Below are 20108 nucleotides of genomic sequence, written 5' to 3'. Positions count from 1 at the left end.
TCGCTGTGACAGGGACGTCCCGGTAGATTCGGACACCATGAGCAAGCCACGCGTCGCCGTCGTTTTCGGAGGCCGCAATTCCGAGCACGCCGTTTCCCTGATGGGGGCGGGCAGCGTGCTGGATGCGATTGACAGAAGCAAGTACGAAGTGATCCCGATCGGGATCGCCCAGGACGGCAGGTGGGTGCTGGCCGCTTCCGACCAGCGGTTCGCCATCGAGGCCGGCGAGCTGCCGGTCGTCGACACCGCGGGCGCGGCGCTGGCGCTGCCCTCGGGCTCCGGCTCGCTGGTCGCCTACGACCCCGGCAGCATCCCCGTCGAGCTCGGCTCGGTGGACGTGGTGTTCCCCGTCATGCACGGGCCGTTCGCCGAAGACGGCACGATCCAGGGGCTGCTGGAGATGGCGGGGGTGCGTTACGTCGGCTCCGGCGTGCTGGCCAGCGCCGTCGGCATGGACAAGGCGTACATGAAGACGGTGATCGCCGCCGCCGGGCTGCCGACCGGCCCCTACGTCGTCATCCGCGACCGCGACTGGCGGCTCAACCGCGAGCAGGTGCTCAAGGAGGCCGAGGAGCTCGGCTACCCGGTCTTCGTCAAGCCGGCCAGGGCAGGCTCCTCGCAGGGCATCTCCAAGGCCTCCGACAGGGCCGAGCTGGAGTCGGCCGTCGAGTTCGCCAGGCAGCACGATCCCAAGGTGCTAATCGAGGCCGCGATCGCCGGCCGCGAGATCGAGTGCGCGGTGCTGCAGTCGCCCGGCGACGAGCGGGCCGCCGCGTCGCTGCCGGGAGAGGTGCGGGTCGAGGGCGGGCAGGAGTTCTTCGACTTCGAGGCGAAGTACTACCCGGACCAGATGTCGCTGACGGTGCCCGCCGACATCCCGCAGGAGACGGCCGAGGAGCTGCGGGGGATGGCCGTGAGCGCGTTCGAGGCACTCGAGTGCGAGGGGCTCGCGCGGGTGGACTTCTTCTACACGCCCGACGGGAAGCTGGTCTTCAACGAGATCAACACCATGCCGGGGTTCACGTCGCTGTCGGTGGCGCCGCAGCTCTGGGCGGCCTCGGGGCTGTCGTACCCGGCGCTGGTCGACCGGCTCATCCAGCTCGCCCTGTCCCGCTCACCCGGCCTGCGCTGAGCCGTTCGGCCTGCTCAGGGTGGGATCCGTTCAGCTTGCTCGCGGTGGGACCCGTTCAGCTTGCTCGCGGTGAGATCTGGGCGACCGGCTTCGACAGGTCGGCCAGCACCTCGGCGGCCACGTGCTCGCCGCCGACCGTGACCTCCACGTAGGCGACGTCGGTCACGGCCGTGAACAGCGCGGGTTTGTCGGGGTCGGCGAACCAGCCGACGCCCCCGATCTCCTGGAGCGTGTCGGTGGGCGCCATCCTGGCCGGCCGGGGCACGCCGCAGCGCAACGCGATGGCTCCCGAGCCCCACACGGCCACGTACGGCGACTCGGGCGTGGACGTGCCGCGCTCGTCGCCGTCGAGGGTCTTGGGAAGCAGAGTGGTCAGTTTGTCGCAGGCCGCGACCGCCTCGCCCTGAGGGGCGGGCGGTTCGACCTGTACGGTGCCGCCGCAACCGGCGAGTGCTAGGAGAACGAGCAGGACGGCGGCGGCACGCATGCGACGACTACCTTCAGATGTGGACGATCGGACACGTCAGCGTACGCGTGATTCCCGTCACCGCCTGAATCTGTGCCACGACGAGCTTGCCCAGCTCATCGACGTTTCTCGCTTCCGCACGAACGATCACGTCGTAAGGCCCCGTCACGTCCTCCGCTTGCGTGACCCCCGGAATCCCGGAGATCTCGCGGGCCACGGCGGCGGCCTTGCCGACCTCGGTCTGGATAAGGATGTAGGCCTGCACCATCACGTCCTCCCGGGCGATTGGATCACGCCGAACGCCCACCGTACCCTGTGTCCGTCAGGAGGTGCGTCATCACAGTCGGAGATCTCGGCGAATTCGGTGTGGTAAATCGCATTACCAGTCGTCTGCCCCAGGGTGAGGCGGTAATGCTCGGCCCGGGTGACGACGCCGCCATCGTCAGCGTGCCCGACGGGCGGGTGGTCGTCTCGACCGACCTGCTGCTCGAAGGCCGGCACTTCCGGCGCGACTGGTCCTCGGGCTACGACGTGGGCCGCAAGGCCGCCGCCCAGAACCTCGCCGACGTGGCCGCCATGGGCGCCACCCCGACCTCGCTGGTGGTCGGCCTCGGCCTGCCCGCCGACCTGCCGGTGAGCTGGCTCGACGCGCTGACCGACGGGTTCGCCGACGAGTGCGCGACGGTCGGCGCGGGCGTGGCCGGCGGTGACGTGACCCGGTGCGACCTGGTCGTCCTCGGGGTGACGGCGCTGGGCGACCTCGGCGGCAGGGCCGCCGTGCGGCGCTCGGGGGCGCGCCCCGGGCACGTGGTGGCGGTGGCGGGGCGGCTCGGGTACGCCGCGGCCGGATGGGCGCTGCTGGAGGCGGGCGTCCCGGCCGATACCGGCTTGCTGGCGGAGGCCGTGGCCGGGCATCGCAGGCCGTGCCCGCCGTACGCGATGGGGCCGCAGGCGGCCGAGTCGGGGGCCACCGCGATGCTGGACGTCAGCGACGGGCTGTTGCAGGACCTCGGGCACGTCGCGCAGGCCAGCGGCGTACGGGTGGAGCTGGACCCGGAGGCGTTCCCCGTGGGGGAGGCGGTCGCGGCGGCGGCCAAGGAACTGGGGGCCGACCCGCTGGAGTGGGTGCTCGCGGGTGGCGAAGATCACGCTCTGGCCGCGGTGTTCCCGGCGGAGGTGCGGCTGCCGGACGGGTGGCACGTGGTCGGCCGGGTGGCCGAGGGGGAAGGCGTGCTGGTCAGGGGCCGTGACATCGCTCATCGCGGCTGGGATCACTTTGGGTGATGCTCTGTCCCGATTTACGTGAAAATCTCCGTATTTGGGGTACGACTAGTGGGATTGCTGTGACAACGGCGTAGTAAAGGTGTTATGAAGATTGGCGGCCACTGTAACCGGAAGAAAGGGCAGCCATGGGCCGCCACGGCACAGGTGGATCCGACGACGGGGATGAACGGGGGGACAGCGCTTTCTGGGGTCCTGACGAGCAGGCCGAGCCGCCAGGCTGGCCATCGCTGCCGGACCGACCGGAGGTGACGGGGCAGTGGGCCCCCATGCCGCGGCGTACGGACGCGCCGCCACCGCGTGGGCCACAGCCGGAACCGTTCGAGACCACCGGGGCCTTCGCGCTGCCCAACGACCCCGCAGGCGGCTTCCCCCCTGCCAACGACCCCGCGGGTGCCTTCCCGCCGCCGCACAGAGGCCCCAGGGAGGACGAGGCGGGCCCGTTCGAGACGACGGGCGCCTTCGCGCGCCCGCCCGAGTGGGACCAGCCCACGGGACGCGGCGACTTCCCCGGCCCCTCGACCGGCCCCTTCGACCGGCCGACGGGAGGACCGGCCTCCGGCCCCTTCGACCGGCCGACCGGCGGACCGAACTCCGGCCCCTTCGACCGGCCGACCGGCGGACCGAACTCCGGCCCCTTCGACCGGCCGACCGGCGGACCGAACTCCGGCCCCTTCGATCGGCCGACCCCTCTCGATGCCGCCGCCGAGCGCACCGGCTTCTTCGACGCGCCCGCCGAGCGCACCGCGTTCTTCGACGGCCCCGCCGGCCCCATGGGAGCGCCGGAGAACGGCCCTCAACCGGGTGACGCGCCCGGCCCGTACGGCGGGCAGTGGGCGGCCGGCGCGGACGGCGACCGCCACTTCGACGACCCCGAGCGCACCGCCAGGTTCGACTCACCCTCAGGCCCCGTCTACGGCCCCCCGCCCGAGCCGGGCGACGTCAAGGTGGCCGGAGAGCCGACGGCCGCGATGGCCCCGGCCTGGGCGAACGCAGAGACGGGCTTCCTCGGCTCCGGCTGGTCGAACGACGACGAACCGCCCGCCGACGAGCCCCGCGGCCGCAGAGGCCGCCGCAAGCAGGGACGCGGCGGCGGAGACGACGTGCTGGCCGCCCCCACAGGCGCGGGCAAGGGCCGGGTGGCCCTGCTGTCCGTCGCGGCCGTGGCCGTCGTGCTGGGCGGCACCGTGGCCGGCGTCAAGTTCATGAGCTCGGGCGACCCGGCCAAGTGCGAGGGCGCCACCTGCGCCGCCGTACAGGCCACCAGCAGCCAGCCGGGCCCCGCCGCCTCCGCGCCCACGGAGGAGGACTCCGAGACGCCCGTCGAGGACGAGCCCGCGGAGGAGGCCGCCGAGGAGAGCGAGCCCGCCGAGACCCCGACGCCGACCGTCTCCTCCAACGTCCGCACGCCGCCCCGCGTGACCAGCTCGCCGACGCCCAAACCGACCAAGAGCAAGACGAAGAAGCCGGCGGAGCCCGCCGAGGACGAGACGGAGAACCCGCCGGCCGAGGAGAGCGTCTCCGAGACGCCGACCGAAGAGGCTTCCACCCTGGACGACTCCAGCACCGACAACGGTGCGGGCTCGCCCGGCGGCAGCACCCCCGTGCCCACCTCGTCGGACACGTTCGGCTCGTCGGGCGGCGGTGGCGCGGGCAGCTCGGTCAACGTGCAGCAGACGATCAAGCAGCGCATCGCCACCTACTCGGCCGACCTGACGTTGTCGAACACCTCCCCGCAGGCGCTCCAGAACCCCACCGTCTCCGTTCCCGTGGACGGTCGCGTCATGAACGTGAACGGCGCCGAGTGGACGCAGGACGGCGATCTGCTGATCCTGGACCTGAAGGCGTCGATCGCGGCGGGGGACTCGGTCGAGGTCACGTTCACGGCCACGGGCAGGGGCTCGGAGGCGCAGAACTGCGGGCTGGTCGAAGGGGAGTGCGTCGTCAGCTAGGGCGCACCCCGCGCCGTGTCCCCGAGGGGTGCCCACCGCACCCCCGGGCGCTGACGCCTGCCCGCACGCGTGCTCCCGAGCGCCCGCTACACGCACATGCCTCGGGCGCCGGCCGCCGCCTGCCCGCACCTGCCTCGCGCGCTGTGCCGCGCAAGCTGAGGGACGGAGGCGCTGGCCTCCGTAGGCCGGCCCACGGCCCCCGTACCAAGGGGCACGACGAAGGCCCGCCCCTCAGAGAGAGGCGGGCCTTCGTGAGACGTAAGAACTAGCGGGTGACCTTGCCCGCCTTGATGCACGACGTGCACACGTTCAGCTTCTTCGGCGTGCCGCCCACGACCGCGCGAACCGTCTGGATGTTGGGGTTCCAACGACGGCGGGTACGGCGGTGCGAGTGGGACACGTTGTTGCCGAAGGTCGGCCCCTTGCGGCAGACATCGCAGACGGAAGCCACGGTATCGCTCCTTAAAACAGTCGATGTAGCCCTGTCCGCTGATGCTTTCCGGGCGGAGGGCATGCCGGGACAACCGGCCAGCCAGACGAGAATATCTGATCCACGCCGATGGGCGCGAACCAGAGCATCTGGTTCAGGTCCCGGGCGGCGATATTCTCCTCGGACAACGGTAGCGCATCCTGGCCGGGCAGGAGGTCGTATGAAGATCCTCGACCCGCCCGCCGTGCGGCGCTGGGCCCGGCTGGCGGCCGACGCGCTCGGCCAGGCCAGGACGGAGATCGACGCGCTCAACGTGTTCCCCGTGGCCGACGGCGACACGGGCACCAATCTGCACCTGACGATGCTGTCCGCCGCCGAGGCGGTGGAGTCGCTGCCCGATGACGTGGACGCGGCAGTGGTGTGGCAGACGCTCTCGTACGGGGCGCTAGTGGGGGCGCGCGGCAACTCGGGGGTGATCGTCAGCCAGGCGTTGCGCGGGCTGGCGGAGGTGCTGAAGGACGGCGCCGATCTGCGGGCCGGGCTGCTCAGGGCGTCCGTGCTGGCCAGGGAGGCGGTGGCCAGGCCGGTGGAGGGCACGGTGCTGAGCGTGCTGGAGTCGGCGGCGCGCGCCGTACAGGAGTTCGAGGGAGATCTGCCCGAGGTGGCCAGGCAGGCGGCGGGGGAGGCGCGGGCGGCGCTGCGCCGCACGACCGAGCAGCTCGACGTGCTGGCCCGCAGCGGCGTCGTGGACGCGGGCGGCGCAGGGGCGGCCATCGTGCTGGAGACGCTCGCCGAGGTGATCTGCGGCTCCTCGGCCGGACATCACGAGGTGCCCGCGCCCACCCACAGGGTCTCGCCGATGACGGAGGTGGGGGCGGGGTACGAGGTGATGTACCTGCTGGAGGCCGACGACGACGCGGTGGCCGGGCTGCGGGAGGAGCTCGACGCGATGGGCGAGTCGCTGGTCGTGATCGGCGGTGACGGGCTGTGGAACGTGCACGTCCACGTCCCGGAGGCCGGGCCGGCGGTCGAGGCGGGGATCAGGGCGGGCAGGCCGCACCGGATCCGGATCACGTACCTGGCGGAGAGCGCCCATCGCGGCGGCGCGGGGCGCGGCGTGGTGGCCGTCGCGGCGGGTGACGGGATCGCGGCGCTGTTCGAGGAGAGCGGCGCGGTCGTGGTGCGGCGCGCGCCGGGCACCCGGCCCGCGTTGCCCGCAGTGCTGGCCGCGATCAGGCAGGCGGGCAGCGAGGTGGCGGTCCTGCCGAACGACGACGGCGTGCGCGCCGTGGCGGTCGCGGCGGCGCAGATCGCCCGCGAGGACGGCGTGACGGTCAGCGTGCTGCCCACGAAGGCGACCGTGCAGGGGCTGGCGGCGCTGGCCGTGCACGATCCGCTGCGCCGCTTCGACGACGACGTGGTGGCGATGACGGACGCGGCCGGGCACACCCGCTACGGGCACGTGACGGTGGCCGACAGGGCGGCGTTCACCAGCGCGGGGGTGTGCGGGCCCGGTGACGTGCTCGGCATGATCGACGGCGACGTGGCGGTGATCGGCGACTCGGTCGAGGGGGTGGCCGGTGTGGTCGTGGATCGCATGCTGGCGGGCGGGGGCGAGCTGGTCACGCTGGTGACGGGCGCGCAGGCGCCGGAGGGGCTGGCGGGCCGCCTGGAGGGACACCTCGGGCGGACGCGGCCGGACGTGGACCTGGTGGTGTACGACGGCGAGCAGGGCGGCTACCCGCTCCTGATCGGCGTGGAGTGACCCCGGCGAGGGCTCCTGTCGGCGTGGAATGAGCGCGGCGGGGATTCCTGTCGGCCTCAAGCGGTAGAACTTATTGCCGTGAGCCGTTTCGACGAGCCTCTGACGAAGGCGCTCGACCCGAAGACCGCAAAGCTCCTGCACAGCGTGCTGGGCCTGGAGACGGTCGGCGATCTGCTGCGCCACTACCCGCGCCGCTACGCCGAGCGCGGCGAGCTGACCTCGCTGGACGCGCTGGAGGTCGACGAGCACGTCACCGTGGTCGGCGAGGTGACCAGGCTGATGCGCAAACCGATGCGCAACCGGGGCGGCACCTGGCTGGAGGCCGAGGTGGTCGACGGCAACGGCGCCCGGATCTACCTGTCGTTCTTCGGCAAGGGCTCGCACGTGGCGGAGTCGCGGCTCAAGCCGGGGCGGCGCGGGATGTTCGCCGGCAAGGTGGGGCTGTTCGGGTCGCGGACGAACCCGCGCTGGCAGCTCTCGCACCCCGAGTTCGAGCTGTTCGAGGAGAGCGAGGGGAGCGCGGAGGAGTTCGCGGCGGCGCCCGTGCCGATCTATCCGGCGGGCAAGGATCTGACGCCGTGGGCGATCAGGCGCGCGATCGGCATGGTGCTCGACACGCTCGGGCCGCTCGACGACCCGTTGCCCGCGAGCCTGCGGGCCCGCCACCAGTTGCAGGACCTCGCGGAGGCGCTGGTGGCCATCCACCGGCCGAAGGACTTCGCGGAGGTGGGGCGGGCGCGTGACAGGCTGAAGTTCGACGAGGCGTTCGTGCTGCAGTCCGTGCTGCTGCAGCGCCGTCAGGCCGCCACCGCCTGGCCCGCCAGGCCCAGGCCGCGGCGCGCCGACGGGATGCTGGCCGACTTCGACGGGCGGCTGCCGTTCTCGCTGACCGAGGGGCAGGCGCAGGTGGGCGAGGAGATCGCCGCCGACCTGGCGCGCGAGCATCCGATGCACCGGCTGTTGCAGGGCGAGGTAGGCGCGGGCAAGACGGTGGTGGCGCTGCGGGCGATGCTCCAGGTCGTGGACGCGGGCGGCCAGGCGGCCCTGCTGGCGCCCACGGAGGTGCTGGCCCAGCAGCACCACCGTTCGATCACGAACATGCTGGGCGATCTGGCGCAGGGCGGCATGTTCGGCGGCACGGCGGTCACGCTGCTGACCGGCTCGATGGGCGCCGCCGCCCGCCGCTCGGCGCTGCTCGACGCGGCCTCGGGCACGGCGGGCATCGTCGTCGGCACGCACGCGCTGCTGCAGGAGCACGTGCAGTACGCCGATCTGGGGCTGGTCGTGGTGGACGAGCAGCACCGGTTCGGGGTGGAGCAGCGTGACGCGCTGCGCGAGAAGGCGGGCGGCGGCCGGCCGCACGTGCTGGTCATGACGGCCACCCCGATCCCGCGCACGGTCGCCATGACCGTCTTCGGCGACCTGGAGGTCTCCACGCTCTCCCAGCTCCCGTCGGGCCGGGCGCCGATCACCACGCACGTGGTGCCCGCCGCCGAGAAGCCCCACTACCTGGAGCGCACCTGGCAGCGGGTCAGGGAGGAGGTGGCGCTGGGGCGGCAGGCGTACATCGTGTGCCCGCGCATCGGCGACCTGGAGGGCGACGAGGGCGACCTGGCGGGCGCGGCATCCGACGACGAGCGCCGGCCGCCGCTGGCCGTGCTGGACGTGGCCGAGCTGCTCACCGAGGGGCCCTTCCACGACCTGCGGGTCGCCACCCTGCACGGCAAGCTGCCGCCGGAGGAGAAGGACGCGATCATGCGCTCGTTCACCCGCGGCGAGCTGGACGTCCTGGTGGCCACGACCGTCATCGAGGTCGGCGTGGACGTGCCCAACTCCTCCGTAATGATCATCATGGACGCCGACCGCTTCGGCGTCTCCCAGCTCCACCAGCTTCGCGGCCGGGTCGGCCGTGGCGGCCTGCCCGGCCTGTGCCTCCTGGTGTCCGACTTCCCCGAGGGCACCCCGGCGCGGGCCCGTCTCGACGCGGTGGCGGCCACGCTCGACGGCTTCGAGCTGTCGCGGGTGGACCTGGAGCAGCGGCGGGAGGGCGACGTGCTGGGCGCGGCGCAGTCGGGCAAGCGCTCGTCGCTGAAGCTGCTGCAGCTGCTCAGGGACGAGGACGTGATCGGCACGGCCCGTGAGGAGGCGGCGGCCCTGCTGGAAGCGGATCCCGAGCTGACGCGGCACGAGGCGCTGCGGGCGGAGATCGACAGGCTGCTGGCCGACGAGCGGGCGGAGTACCTGGAGAAGACCTGACGTCTCCCGAACCCAGCCGCGGGGACGGCCTCCCCCCGAATGCCGTCCCCGGCTGGGCCCACCCTCGGGTCAGGTGCCGAGGGAACCGGCGTGCGGAAGGGCTCACGATCACGCCGGTCGGCCTTCACGTGGGTCACCTTGAAGGCCGCAGTCATCATCTTGCGGGCCAGGCCCCCCGATGCCAATCACCCTTGCGCATCCGAGGCAGACACTTGTCCACTCTTGACCTGCGCGAACATGCGGAACAATGGGTCACATGACGCGGATCATCGCAGGCGTGGCGGGTGGGCGGCGGTTGGCCGTGCCGCCGGGGCGCGGTACGAGACCGACCAGCGACAGGGCACGAGAAGGGATCTTCTTGACGCTCGACTCCCTGTACGGACTCCGCGACGCCCGCGTCCTCGACCTGTACGCGGGCTCCGGCGCGATCGGCCTGGAGTCCCTGTCGCGCGGGGCGGCCGAGGCGGTGCTGGTCGAGTCCGACCCCAAGGCGGTGCGCACGATCAAGGCGAACGTCGCCTCGCTCGGCCTGCCGGGCGCCCTGGTGGTGGCCGACAAGGTGGAGCGCCTGCTGGCCAAGCCGCCGGAGGCGCCGTTCGAGATCGTGTTCGCCGATCCGCCGTACGCCGTGCGGGACGAGGAGGTGCAGACGGTCCTTGGGCTGCTGCGCGACAACGGCTGGCTGGCGGATGAGGCTTTGGTGGCGTTCGAGAGGGAAAGCAGGGGAAAGCCCTTGATGTGGCCGGAAGGTTACGTTGAGGAGAGGGTCCGTCGTTATGGCGAAGCGTCCGTTTGGTACGGTCGCGCCGCCGGGAACCCGTAGACCTGGGAGGCGTCTTGCGCCGCGTAGTCTGCCCGGGGTCGTTCGACCCCATCACCAATGGTCATCTCGACATCATCGGCCGTGCCGCACGGCTGTACGACGAGGTGACCGTGGCAGTCCTCATCAACGTCGAGAAGAGCAGCCTGTTCACGGTTGACGAACGGATCGAGATCCTGCAGACCGTGACCAAGGAGTACCCGAACGTCAAGGTGCAGAAGTTCCACGGCCTGCTCGTGGACTTCTGCAGACAGAACGACATCCCCGCCATCGTCAAGGGCATCAGGGTGGTCAGCGACTTCGACTACGAGCTGCAGATGGCGCAGCTCAACTACCGCCTGTCGGGGGTCGAGACCCTCTTCATGCCCACCAACCCCGAGTACTCGTTCCTGTCCTCCTCCCGGGTGAAGGAGATCGCCCGATACGGCGGGGATGTCTCGGGTCTGGTGCCAGATCTCGTGCACAAGCTGCTCATCGAGCGGCTCAGGGGCTGACCGCGAGCTGCTATCCTTTCATTTCGGCCTTGTACGACGGCGATCGTTTTCGCCATGCCTAGCGAGAGCAGGATGACTCAGCACCTCGACCCCCGCTCCCCGTGGGTGATCTCCACTCATGACCTGGGTAAGCGGCCGGGGACGATGAGGCAGATGACCCTGACGCTCCCGGCACCGGCAGACCTCGGCGTCGACATGATCGGTGTCCCCAAGGACGCCGAAGTCGAGCTGGATCTCCGGCTCGAAGCAGTGATGGAAGGCGTGCTCGTCTCAGGCACGGCGCAGGCCCCGCTCGCCGGGGAGTGCGCGCGGTGCCTCGACCCGGTCTCCTTGGAGATCGACGTCGATCTGCAGGAGCTCTTCTTCTACTCCGACGAGGACGCCTCGGAGGATGACTCACTGCTCGACGGAGAGCTGTTCGATCTCGAGCCGACGTTTCGGGACGCGGTGGTGCTCGCACTGCCGTTGAGCCCCGTGTGCCGCGAGGACTGCGCGGGGCTCTGCACGGAATGCGGGATCAAGCTGGCCGAGGCCGGCGACGATCACCGGCACGAGAAGATCGACGCCCGGTGGGCGTCGTTGCAAGGTCTGATTACCGACAAAGATAACGATCAGGAGAAGTGACGTGGCCGTCCCGAAGCGAAAGATGTCGCGGAGCAACACCCGCGCCCGTCGCTCCCAGTGGAAGACGACTGCTGTCGCCCTGGTGAGCTGCCCGCAGTGCCGTTCGCCCAAGCAGCCGCACATCGCGTGCCCCACCTGCGGCACCTACAACCGTCGTCAGGTCATCGAGCCGTCCGCCTGATTCTGTAACAGTTGACGTGATGCCGACCGGGTGCCAAAGTGCCTCGGTCGGCGTTACCGTCTCAGATGCGTGCGGCGGCGGTTCGCCCGCGGCCGTGGTGGACGCCGGGGCTAACGCGTTACCCCGACGCCCACCACGTTTTCGGGCATCTTCCGCAGCCGGCGCGCCATAGGAAGATGTCCGAGGAGGAAGCACGTGGGCGCAGGTCCTAAGCCGGTGGCCGTGGAGGTCGCCAGAGAAGAGCTGGAGCGGGTCCTGTCGGTCGGCCTGGACCCCGACATCCTGGAGCGCGCGCTGACGCACCGCTCCTACGCTTACGAGAACGGCGGCCTGCCCACCAACGAGCGCCTGGAGTTCCTCGGCGACTCGGTGCTGGGCCTGGTGGTCACCGACACCCTCTACCGCAACCACCCTGACCTGCCGGAAGGCCAGCTCGCGAAGCTGCGCGCCGCCGTGGTCAACATGCGGGCGCTGGCCGACGTCGCCAGGGGCCTCGGGCTGGGCCGGTTCCTGCGGCTCGGCCGCGGCGAGGAAGGCACCGGCGGGCGCGACAAGTCCTCCATCCTGGCCGACACCCTTGAGGCGCTGATCGGCGCGATCTACGTCGACAAGGGCCTCGACGAGGCGTTCCGGGTCGTCCACCTGCTGTTCGACCCGCTGATCGTGCGCTCGGCCTCGCTCGGCGCCGGGCTCGACTGGAAGACCTCGCTGCAGGAGCTGACCGCGTCCGAGGCGCTCGGGGTGCCCGAGTACCACGTCGAGGAGAGCGGTCCCGACCACGCCAAGTCGTTCACGGCCATGGTCCGCGTCGGCGGCGAGTCGTACGGGTCCGGCACCGGGCGCAGCAAGAAGGAAGCCGAGCAGCAGGCGGCCGAGGCGGCGTGGACCCGCATCAGGGCCCGCCGCGACCAGCGCGAGAGCCAGCCCGCCGGCTGATCGCCCCGGGAAGGGCCGCGGGGCCGCCGGGCGTTGACCACAGGGTGAGAGTTGTGTACCCCCAGTCGGAAGAGGTCCGAGGTGCCCGAGCTTCCTGAGGTCGAGGTCGTCAGGCGCGGCCTGGCGCAGTGGGTGATCGGGCGCGAGATCGCCTCCGCGGAGGTGCTGCACCCCCGCGCGATCAGGCGGCACGTGCCCGGCGCCGACGAGTTCACCGCCCGGCTCAAGGGCCGCGCGGTGCTGTCCGCCGAGCGCCGCGGCAAGTACCTGTGGCTGCCGCTCTCCGGTGCTGGTGAGGCGCTCATGGCCCACCTGGGGATGAGCGGCCAGCTCCTGGTCGTGGAGCCGGACTCGCCGCTGGAGAAGCACCTGCGGGTACGCCTGCGCTTCGAGGACGGCGGGCCCGACCTGCGCTTCGTGGACCAGCGCACGTTCGGCCACGTCATGCTCAGCCCGCTCGTGGGCGGCGTGCCCGAGCCGATCTCGCACATCGCTCCCGACCCGTTCGAGGCGGCGTTCGACGAGGGCGAGTTCACCCGGCGGCTCAGGGCCAAGCGCACCGAGATCAAGCGGGCGCTGCTCGACCAGTCGCTGATCAGCGGGGTGGGCAACATCTACGCCGACGAGGCGCTGTGGATGGCCAGGCTCCACTGGGCCCGGCCGACGGAGACGCTGACCAGGCCCAAGGTGGGCGAGCTGGTGACGGCGGTGCGGGCGGTCATGGGGGCCGCGCTCCAACAGGGCGGTACGTCGTTCGACAGCCTGTACGTGAACGTCAACGGGGAGAGCGGGTACTTCGAGCGGTCGCTGGAGGTGTACGGGCGGCGTGACCTGCCCTGCTCCCGCTGCGGCACCGCCATCAGGCGTGAGGCGTTCATGAACCGGTCGTCGTACTCCTGCCCCCGGTGCCAGCGCAGGTCACGCTGACCCTGGCGGCGGTGACGCCGCCTCCGGCTCCATGGCCGGCCCCGGCCTGCGCCGTCAGCGAGCGTCGGGCCCGCCCTGACGAGCCAAGGCGGCCACGATCGCCGCGACCGCGGTGAGACCCGCGCCCGCCCACATGACCGCCGGGACCGACAGCCCGTCCGCGATCCGGCCGCCGGCGAACGAGCCGAGCGCGATGGAGACGTTGAAGGCGCCGACGAAGAGCGCCGTCCCCCACTCGCCACCGCCGGAGCGCATGATCCACAACTGCAGCGTCACCCCGACGCCGCCGTAGCCCAGCCCCCAGACCACCAGCGCGACCAGGGCGGGCACGCCGGTCAGCACGAGAGCCACCATGGCCGCGGCCATCAGCACGGCCAGCGTGATCAGGGTCAGCCGGGGGTTCCTGGCCGCGCGGGCGCCCGCGGCGAAGTTGCCCGCCACGCCCGCGAGCCCGTACAGCAGGAGTGCGGCGCTCACCAGGGCGGGGCCGGCCTGGGCGATCTCCTCTAGGAACGGGCGGACGTAGGTGTAGGCCACGAAATGGCCGGAGACGGTCAGGGCCGTCAGGACCAGGGCCAGCTTGAGCGGCCCTGAGAGCCACGAGGAGCGCTTTTCCTGCACGGGTGACGACTCGGGTCCCGAGCGCGAATGTGAAGGCCTCTCAGGACCGGAGGACGGCGCAGGTTCGGGCTTCAGCGGCGGCAGTGACGCGGCCAGTAGCGCGAGCAGCGCCAGGGCCAGCACCCCCGCCGCGGCGAACGCGCTGCGCCACCCCGCGAACGACGAGACGAACGTCGCCGCGGGCACCCCCAGCACCGACGCCACCGACACCCCGCCCAAGATGATCGATGTGGCCCGGCCGACGGCGGGTTCCGGCACCAGCCGCGTCCCCAGCGCGGCCGCGAACGCCCAGAAGCCGCCGATGCTCACCCCGGTCAGCACCCTGGCGGCCAGCATCACGGGATGGGAGGGCGCCGCGGCCGCCGCCAGGTTGGCCACCGCCAGCAGCCCCATCAGCCCGAGCAGGACGAGCCGCCGGTCGGCCCGGCGCGCGGCGACGGCCAGCACGGGCGCGGCGACCGCGGCCACCAGCCCGGGCGCCGACATGGCCAGGCCGGCCGTGCCGGGGGAGACGCCCAGGTCGGCGGCCATCGAGGTCAGCAGGCCGACGGGCAGCATCTCGCTGGTCACCACGGTGAACGTGCCGACCGCGACCGAGGTCACGGCGAGCCAGCGCGCCCGTACGGAAACATCTGTCACAGTCATGCGGCCCAGCCTCTTGCCGGCCCCGCGCGGGAACAATGACGAACCCCGAAGGCTTGCGTTAGGTGGGCTAAACGATCGAGCCGGAGGGCGGAGTCATGGAGTTCAGGGAGCTGGAGTGCTTCATCGTGCTCAGCGAGGAGCTGCACTTCGCGCGTACGGCGGAGCGGCTCTACCTGTCGCCGGGCCGAGTGAGCCAGCTCCTGCGCTCCCTGGAGACCAGGATCGGCGGCCGGCTCTTCGACCGGACGAGCAGGCGGGTGCGGCTGACCCCGCTGGGCGAGCGTTTCCTGGCCGACCTGCGGCCCGCCTACGACGGCATGGCGCAGGCCGTGACCAGCGCGAAGGCGGCGGCGCGCGAGGTGACGGGGGTGATCAGAGTCGGGTTCCTGGCCACGCCGACGGACGTGGTGACGGGCAGCGTGCGGGCCTTCGAGCGGCGCAATCCCGGGTGCGTGGTGGAACTCGTGGAGATCCCGCTGTCGGACCCCTTCAGCAAACTGCGGGCGGGGCTGGTGGACGTGGCGTTCACGCTGCTGCCGGTGGACGAGCCCGACCTGGTGACGGGCGAGGGGCTGAACCACGTCTCCCACCTGCTGGGCGTCTCCGTGCGGCATCCGCTGGCGGGCCGGTCGGGCATGGGGGTGGAGGAGCTGGCCGAGGTGCCGCTGATCGGTCTCGACGGGCCGGCCCCGCGGTCGTGGCACGAGCGGCTGGCACCCTCCGTGACCCCTTCCGGGCGTCCGATTCCCCGCGCCGGTAAGGTGGCCACCACGCAGGAGGGCTTGACTCAGGTGGCGCTCAACAGGGGTGGCATGTTGTTCTGCACGCCCACGGCGCTGCAGCTCGCCCGCCCCGATCTCAGCTTCGTGCCCGTCACCGGGCTGCCTCCGTCGATCCTGGGCCTGGCCTGGGTGCGGGCCAGGGAGACGGCCGCGATCAGGGCGTTCGACGAGGCGGCGGTGCGCGAGTCCGCCATGGCGCTGGTGGCGTAGGAGGGGATGAGGTGGCGCGGGAAGGCGGCGAGCACGTCCGGTTGACGGCCTGGGTGCGTGGCAGGGTCCAGGGGGTGGGCTTCCGGTGGTGGACGCGGGCGCGGGCGCTGGAGCTCGGCCTGGTGGGCTGGGCGCGCAACACCGATGACGGCAGGGTGGAGGTCGTCGCGGAGGGGGAGCGCGAGGCCTGCGTCAAACTCCTGGAGCTGCTCAGAGGTTGCGACACGCCGGGCAGGGTGGTTGGAGTAGTGGAACGCTGGAGCGAACCCCGAGGTAGTTTGGGCGGATTCATGGAGAGGTAGCCCGTTTCGTCAAACCGCCCAAATAGGGTATAGTTGTATGTCGGGAGTGCCCATCAGTAGGGCTCAGCGGTTCGTTCGACTTGACCGCCCACACTGCCGGTGCGACTCTTGTTAGGTACCACGCGCACCCCTCCCGCGGAATAGAAGTGCGCGAACCAGTCTGGTCACTCAGCGTGGAGGACCCTTTACCATGGCGAAGGCTCTACTCGGCCACGTCGGCGGTCCTGACCCTCGGATGGTCTCGGAGATGCGCCGCCTGCAGCAGCGTATCCGGGATCTGGAGGCAGAACTCATCCGACTTCAGGCCACGAATGACGCTCTTGCAGCGCAAACCCGCGACGAGGCGCTAAGCCGCGTGCAGGAGCGCGAGCCGGCACTCACCTGAGAGTGATCGGAGCGCAAGACCCAGGGACGTCTCACCGAGGCGTCCCTTGTTATTTTCCCTGAATCTCCTGGCCCGAGTGCGGATGCCCGCGTGGGGCAGTCAAGACCAGTAGGCTTTTCCGAGCCTGTTCAAGGTGGTCTGTTCGAGGTCCGTTCAGGAGAAGGGGGTCGCGCTTGTATCTGAAGACCCTCACCCTGCGCGGCTTCAAGTCCTTCGCCTCGGCCACCGCGCTGCGCTTCGAGCCCGGCATCACCTGCGTCGTCGGCCCCAACGGCTCCGGCAAGTCCAACGTCGTCGACGCCCTGGCCTGGGTCATGGGCGAGCACAGCGCCAAGTCGCTGCGCGGCGGCAAGATGGAGGACGTCATCTTCGCCGGCACCTCCTCCCGGCCGCCGCTGGGCCGCGCCGAGGTGACCCTGACGATCGACAACTCCGACGGCGCGCTGCCGATCGACTACACCGAGGTGACGATCAGCCGACTGATGTTCAGGTCGGGGCAGAGCGAGTACGCGATCAACGGCGACACCTGCCGCCTGCTCGACATCCAGGAGCTGCTGTCCGACTCGGGCATCGGCCGCGAGATGCACGTGATCGTCGGGCAGGGCCAGCTCGACGCCGTGCTGCACGCCGGTCCCGAAGACCGGAGGGCCTTCATCGAGGAGGCCGCCGGTGTGCTGAAGCACCGCAAGCGCAAGGAGAAGGCGCTGCGCAAGCTCGACGCGATGCAGGCCAACCTGACCCGCGTCCAGGACCTCGCCACCGAGCTGCGCCGCCAGCTCAAGCCGCTGGGCCGCCAGGCCGAGATCGCCCGCAAGGCCGCCGTCATCCAGGCCGACCTGCGCGACGCGCGGCTGCGCCTGCTGGCCGACGACGTGTGCATCCTGCGCGCCACGCTGGAGCGCGAGGCCGCCGACGAGGCCGCGATCACGGCCAGGCGGCAGCAGGTGGAGACCGAGCTGACGCAGGCGCAGCAGCGCGAGGGCGCGCTGGAGGCCGCGGAGGCCGAGGCCCAGCCGCGCCTGGCCGCCGCCCAGGAGACCTACTTCAGGCTGTCCTCCCTGCGCGAGCGCATCACCGGCCTGGAGCAGCTCGCCGCCGAGCGCCACCGCCACGCCGTCGACGCCGCCGCCATCGAGCGCCGCGGTCGCGACCCGGAAGACCTCGAACGCGAGGCCGCCGAGGTGCGGGAGCAGGAGCTCATCCTCAGAGCCGAGCTGGAGCAGGCCCAGGAGCTGCTGGAGGACGCCGTCCAGCGGCGCGCCGAGGCCGACGCCGAGCTGAGCGCGGAGGAGCAGCGGCTCGCGATGGCCGCCAGGGCCGCCGCCGACCGCCGCGAGGGCCTGGCCAAGCTGCGCGGCCAGGTCGATTCCGTACGCAGCCGCGCCCGCGCCGCCGGGGAGGAGATCGGCCGGCTCCAGCAGGCCGTGGCCGACGCCGGCGCCCGCGAGAGCCAGGCCAGGCAAGACCTGGAGGCCCAGCGCCTGGAGGAGCCCGCCGTGGACCCGGGGCTGGCCGAGGAGCTGGCCACCGCGCAGGCCGCGGTCGAGGAGGCCAGGCAGGTCGCCGACGAGGCGCGAGCGGCGGCCGAGGAGGCCAAGTCCGGCCTCGACGCGCCGCGCGCCGCGCTCCAGGCCGCCAAGTCGGGAGTGAGCACCGCCCGCGCCGCCGACCAGGAGGCGCAGCGCTCGGTCGCCGCCCTCGCCGCCCGCCGCGACGCCCTGGAGCTGGGTCTGGCCAAGGGCGACGGCGGCGCCGCCGTGCTGGCCGCCGACCTGGCGGGCATGCTGGGGCCGCTGGCGGCCTCGATGCAGGTGACGCCGGGCGCCGAGCCCGCGGTCGCGGCCGTTCTGGGTCCGGTCGCCGAGGCCATCGCCGTCAAGACGCTCGATACCGCCGTCGAGGCGCTGGAGCTGCTGCGTTCGGAGGGGGCCGGCCAGGCGACGCTGCTGGTGGCGGGCAACGGGTACGGCGGCGACGGGGCGGCCGGGCGGGCGGCGGCCCCCGGCGGCGGGCGGTGGGTGGCCGACCTGGTGACGGTGGCCGACCATCTGCGTCCCGCGTTGGAGCACGTGCTGGCCGACGTCGTGCTCGTACCCGATCTGGAGACCGCCAGGGCCGTCGCCGAGCGTCACCCGCACCTCAGGGCGGTCACCGAGGCGGGCGACCTGGTCGGCGCCCACCTCGCCGTCGGCGGCGCGGAGGGCGGCACGTCGGTGCTCCAGGTGCGGGCCGCGCTCGACGAGGCCGTCAGCGACCTGGAGGAGGCCGAGGCCAGGGCGGAGGCGAGCGCCACGGCCCTGGACACGGCGATCGAGGCCGAGCACGCCGCCCAGTCGGCGCTGGAGGCCGCCCAGGCGCACGTCAGCGAGGCGCAGACCGCCGTCACCGCCGCGCAGGCGGGCGTGAGCGCGGCGCAGGGCGCACTCGACCAGATCAGGGGCCGCCAGCGCGAGGCCGACCAGCGCAACGCGGCGGCGGCCAAGCGGCTGGCCCAGATCGAGGCCGCCGCCAACGCCGCCCGCGACGAGGCCGAGCGCCTGGCCAGGAGCGTGGCCAGGGCGGAGGAGGCCCGCACGGAGCGCCAGGAGGAGCTGGCGGAGCTGGAGATCCGGCTGGCCGAGGCGGAGTACGCCCAGGAGCTGGAGTCCGAGCCCACCACCGACGTGCGCGACGACCTGGCGAGCGCCGTGGAGGCCGCCAGGCAGCGCGAGATGGACACCCGGCTGCAGGTCCGCACCGCGGAGGAGCGGGTCAAGGGCATCGAGGGCCGCGCCGACGGCCTGCTGCGGGCGGCCAGGCGGGAGCGCGAGGAACGCGCCCAGGCTGCCGCTCAGCGCGCCAGGCGCAGGCGGCAGGCCGCGCTGGCCGAGGCCGTCAGCAAGGGCGCAAAGCAGGTGCTCCAGGCGCTCGTGGCCTCCGTGCAGCTCGCCTCCGGGGAGCGCGACGAGGCCGACCTGACCAGGGTGGCCGTGGACGCCGAGCTGAAGCAGGTGCGCCTGCGCGTCCGCGAGCTGGGCCAGGAGCTCGACAAGCTGGTCAACCGGGTGCACGGCAACGAGGTGGCGCGCACCGAGCAGCGGCTGCGGCTGGAGCAGATGGAGCAGCGGGCGCTGGAGGAGTTCGGCGTCGAGGCCGAGTCGCTGATCGCGGAGTACGGCCCCGAGGTGCCGGTGCCGGGCGAGCCGCCCGTGCCGTACGCGCGCGAGGAGCAGGAGAAGCGCGCCAGGGCGGCCGAGCGGCAGATGAACCAGCTCGGCAAGGTCAACCCGCTGGCGCTGGAGGAGTTCGCGGCCCTGGAGGAGCGGCACTCCTTCCTCAACTCCCAGCTCGAAGACCTCAAGAAGACCCGGCGCGACCTGATGACCGTGGTCAAGGAGGTCGACGAACGGGTCGAGCAGATGTTCGCCTCGGCGTACGAGGACGTGGCCCGCGAGTTCGAGCAGATCTTCGGCCGGGTCTTCCCCGGGGGCGACGGCCGGCTGGTGCTGACCGAGCCGGGCGACATGCTGACCACCGGCATCGAGGTCGAGGCCAGGCCGCCGGGCAAGAAGGTCAAGCGGCTGTCGCTGCTGTCGGGCGGCGAGCGGTCGCTGACGGCGGTGGCGTTCCTGATCTCGATCTTCAAGGCGCGGCCGTCGCCGTTCTACGTGATGGACGAGGTCGAGGCGGCCCTCGACGACACGAACACGCAGCGGCTGCTCATGCTGTTCGAGGAGCTGAGACAGAGCTCACAGCTCATCGTGATCACCCACAACAAGCGCACGATGGAGATCGCGGACGCGCTGTACGGCGTGTCGATGCGCGGCGACGGCGTGACGCAGGTCGTCAGTCAGCGGCTGAGGGAGCGCGAGACCGCCTGACCGGCGGGCGCGAGATCGTGCGGGAGTTCGTCTGATCGG

Annotated in this window: 19 protein-coding genes; 15 read left to right on the top strand and 4 right to left on the bottom strand. The window is 72.0% G+C overall.

Translation table 11 applies throughout. From position 1 onward, the window contains the following. Positions 1-37 precede the first annotated feature (37 nt). Positions 38-1132: a D-alanine--D-alanine ligase family protein gene (locus tag FXF51_RS23680; protein ID WP_148436829.1), complete on the top strand. Its 1095-nt coding sequence runs from the start codon at positions 38-40 to the stop codon at positions 1130-1132. Positions 1133-1187: 55 nt separating this feature from the next. Here the strand turns inward: FXF51_RS23680 and FXF51_RS23675 are convergent, their stop codons facing one another. Both FXF51_RS23675 and FXF51_RS23670 read right to left on the bottom strand, forming a co-directional pair. Beyond that, the gene (locus tag FXF51_RS23675) at positions 1188-1619 is read right to left on the bottom strand and encodes a DUF3515 family protein (protein WP_148436828.1); all 432 of its coding nucleotides are present in this window, start codon (positions 1617-1619) and stop codon (positions 1188-1190) included. 13 nt (positions 1620-1632) lie between these two features. After that, positions 1633-1866, bottom strand: coding sequence for an Lrp/AsnC family transcriptional regulator (locus FXF51_RS23670; RefSeq protein WP_148436826.1), 234 nt, complete (start codon positions 1864-1866; stop codon positions 1633-1635). 68 nt (positions 1867-1934) lie between these two features. On the opposite strand from FXF51_RS23670, the gene FXF51_RS23665 reads away from it, so the two are divergent. Beyond that, entirely contained in the window at positions 1935-2882 is a 948-nt protein-coding gene (locus FXF51_RS23665) for a thiamine-phosphate kinase (protein ID WP_148437020.1), read from the top strand. Positions 2883-3148: 266 nt separating this feature from the next. Further along, positions 3149-4831: a hypothetical protein gene (locus FXF51_RS23660; RefSeq protein ID WP_148436824.1), complete on the top strand. Its 1683-nt coding sequence runs from the start codon at positions 3149-3151 to the stop codon at positions 4829-4831. A gap of 265 nt (positions 4832-5096) precedes the next feature. Here the strand turns inward: FXF51_RS23660 and rpmB are convergent, their stop codons facing one another. Then, positions 5097-5282 carry a 50S ribosomal protein L28 gene (gene rpmB, locus FXF51_RS23655; RefSeq protein ID WP_043618345.1) on the bottom strand — a complete coding sequence of 62 codons (186 nt, stop codon included), beginning with the start codon at positions 5280-5282 and terminating at the stop codon, positions 5097-5099. A 199-nt stretch (positions 5283-5481) separates the two neighbouring features. Between rpmB and FXF51_RS23650 the strand changes: the two genes are divergently transcribed. The 8 genes from FXF51_RS23650 (at position 5482) to mutM (ending at position 13264) form a co-directional block, all read left to right on the top strand. After that, complete coding sequence (locus FXF51_RS23650; protein ID WP_148436822.1) at positions 5482-7026, top strand: DAK2 domain-containing protein; 1545 nt, start codon at positions 5482-5484, stop codon at positions 7024-7026. Positions 7027-7104: 78 nt separating this feature from the next. Then, positions 7105-9282 (top strand): ATP-dependent DNA helicase RecG, encoded by a 2178-nt coding sequence (gene recG / locus FXF51_RS23645; RefSeq protein ID WP_148436821.1) that lies wholly within the window; start codon positions 7105-7107, stop codon positions 9280-9282. A gap of 256 nt (positions 9283-9538) precedes the next feature. Beyond that, on the top strand, positions 9539-10105 hold the full coding sequence (gene rsmD / locus FXF51_RS23640; RefSeq protein ID WP_148436819.1) for a 16S rRNA (guanine(966)-N(2))-methyltransferase RsmD: 567 nt from the start codon (positions 9539-9541) through the stop codon (positions 10103-10105). 14 nt (positions 10106-10119) lie between these two features. After that, positions 10120-10596: a pantetheine-phosphate adenylyltransferase gene (coaD, locus tag FXF51_RS23635; protein ID WP_148436817.1), complete on the top strand. Its 477-nt coding sequence runs from the start codon at positions 10120-10122 to the stop codon at positions 10594-10596. A gap of 54 nt (positions 10597-10650) precedes the next feature. After that, the gene (locus FXF51_RS23630) at positions 10651-11220 is read left to right on the top strand and encodes a YceD family protein (protein ID WP_148436815.1); all 570 of its coding nucleotides are present in this window, start codon (positions 10651-10653) and stop codon (positions 11218-11220) included. Between the two features lies 1 nt (position 11221). Continuing rightward, positions 11222-11401, top strand: a complete 180-nt coding sequence (gene rpmF, locus FXF51_RS23625) for a 50S ribosomal protein L32 (RefSeq protein ID WP_033409409.1) — start codon at positions 11222-11224, stop codon at positions 11399-11401. A gap of 216 nt (positions 11402-11617) precedes the next feature. Further along, positions 11618-12337, top strand: coding sequence for a ribonuclease III (gene rnc, locus FXF51_RS23620; protein WP_148437019.1), 720 nt, complete (start codon positions 11618-11620; stop codon positions 12335-12337). Between the two features lie 81 nt (positions 12338-12418). Continuing rightward, positions 12419-13264: a bifunctional DNA-formamidopyrimidine glycosylase/DNA-(apurinic or apyrimidinic site) lyase gene (gene mutM / locus FXF51_RS23615; protein WP_148436813.1), complete on the top strand. Its 846-nt coding sequence runs from the start codon at positions 12419-12421 to the stop codon at positions 13262-13264. A 54-nt stretch (positions 13265-13318) separates the two neighbouring features. On the opposite strand, the gene FXF51_RS23610 is transcribed toward mutM, so the two are convergent. Next, positions 13319-14530: an MFS transporter gene (locus FXF51_RS23610; RefSeq protein WP_148436810.1), complete on the bottom strand. Its 1212-nt coding sequence runs from the start codon at positions 14528-14530 to the stop codon at positions 13319-13321. A 95-nt stretch (positions 14531-14625) separates the two neighbouring features. Between FXF51_RS23610 and FXF51_RS23605 the strand changes: the two genes are divergently transcribed. The 4 genes from FXF51_RS23605 to smc all read left to right on the top strand — a co-directional run bounded on the left by FXF51_RS23605 (position 14626) and on the right by smc (position 20069). After that, positions 14626-15522: a LysR family transcriptional regulator gene (locus FXF51_RS23605; RefSeq protein ID WP_148436808.1), complete on the top strand. Its 897-nt coding sequence runs from the start codon at positions 14626-14628 to the stop codon at positions 15520-15522. A gap of 11 nt (positions 15523-15533) precedes the next feature. After that, a complete protein-coding gene (locus tag FXF51_RS23600; RefSeq protein ID WP_148436806.1) occupies positions 15534-15824 on the top strand; it encodes an acylphosphatase in 291 nt (96 codons plus the stop codon). Between the two features lie 190 nt (positions 15825-16014). Next, positions 16015-16209: a hypothetical protein gene (locus FXF51_RS23595; RefSeq protein WP_043618321.1), complete on the top strand. Its 195-nt coding sequence runs from the start codon at positions 16015-16017 to the stop codon at positions 16207-16209. A 173-nt stretch (positions 16210-16382) separates the two neighbouring features. Continuing rightward, the gene (gene smc / locus FXF51_RS23590; protein ID WP_148436805.1) at positions 16383-20069 is read left to right on the top strand and encodes a chromosome segregation protein SMC; all 3687 of its coding nucleotides are present in this window, start codon (positions 16383-16385) and stop codon (positions 20067-20069) included. Positions 20070-20108: the final 39 nt, after the last annotated feature.

The sequence above is a fragment of the Nonomuraea sp. PA05 genome (assembly GCF_008086045.1).
GTDB classification, from domain to species: Bacteria; Actinomycetota; Actinomycetes; order Streptosporangiales; family Streptosporangiaceae; genus Nonomuraea; species Nonomuraea monospora.
This window is presented reverse-complemented; position numbering and strand designations above follow the sequence as displayed.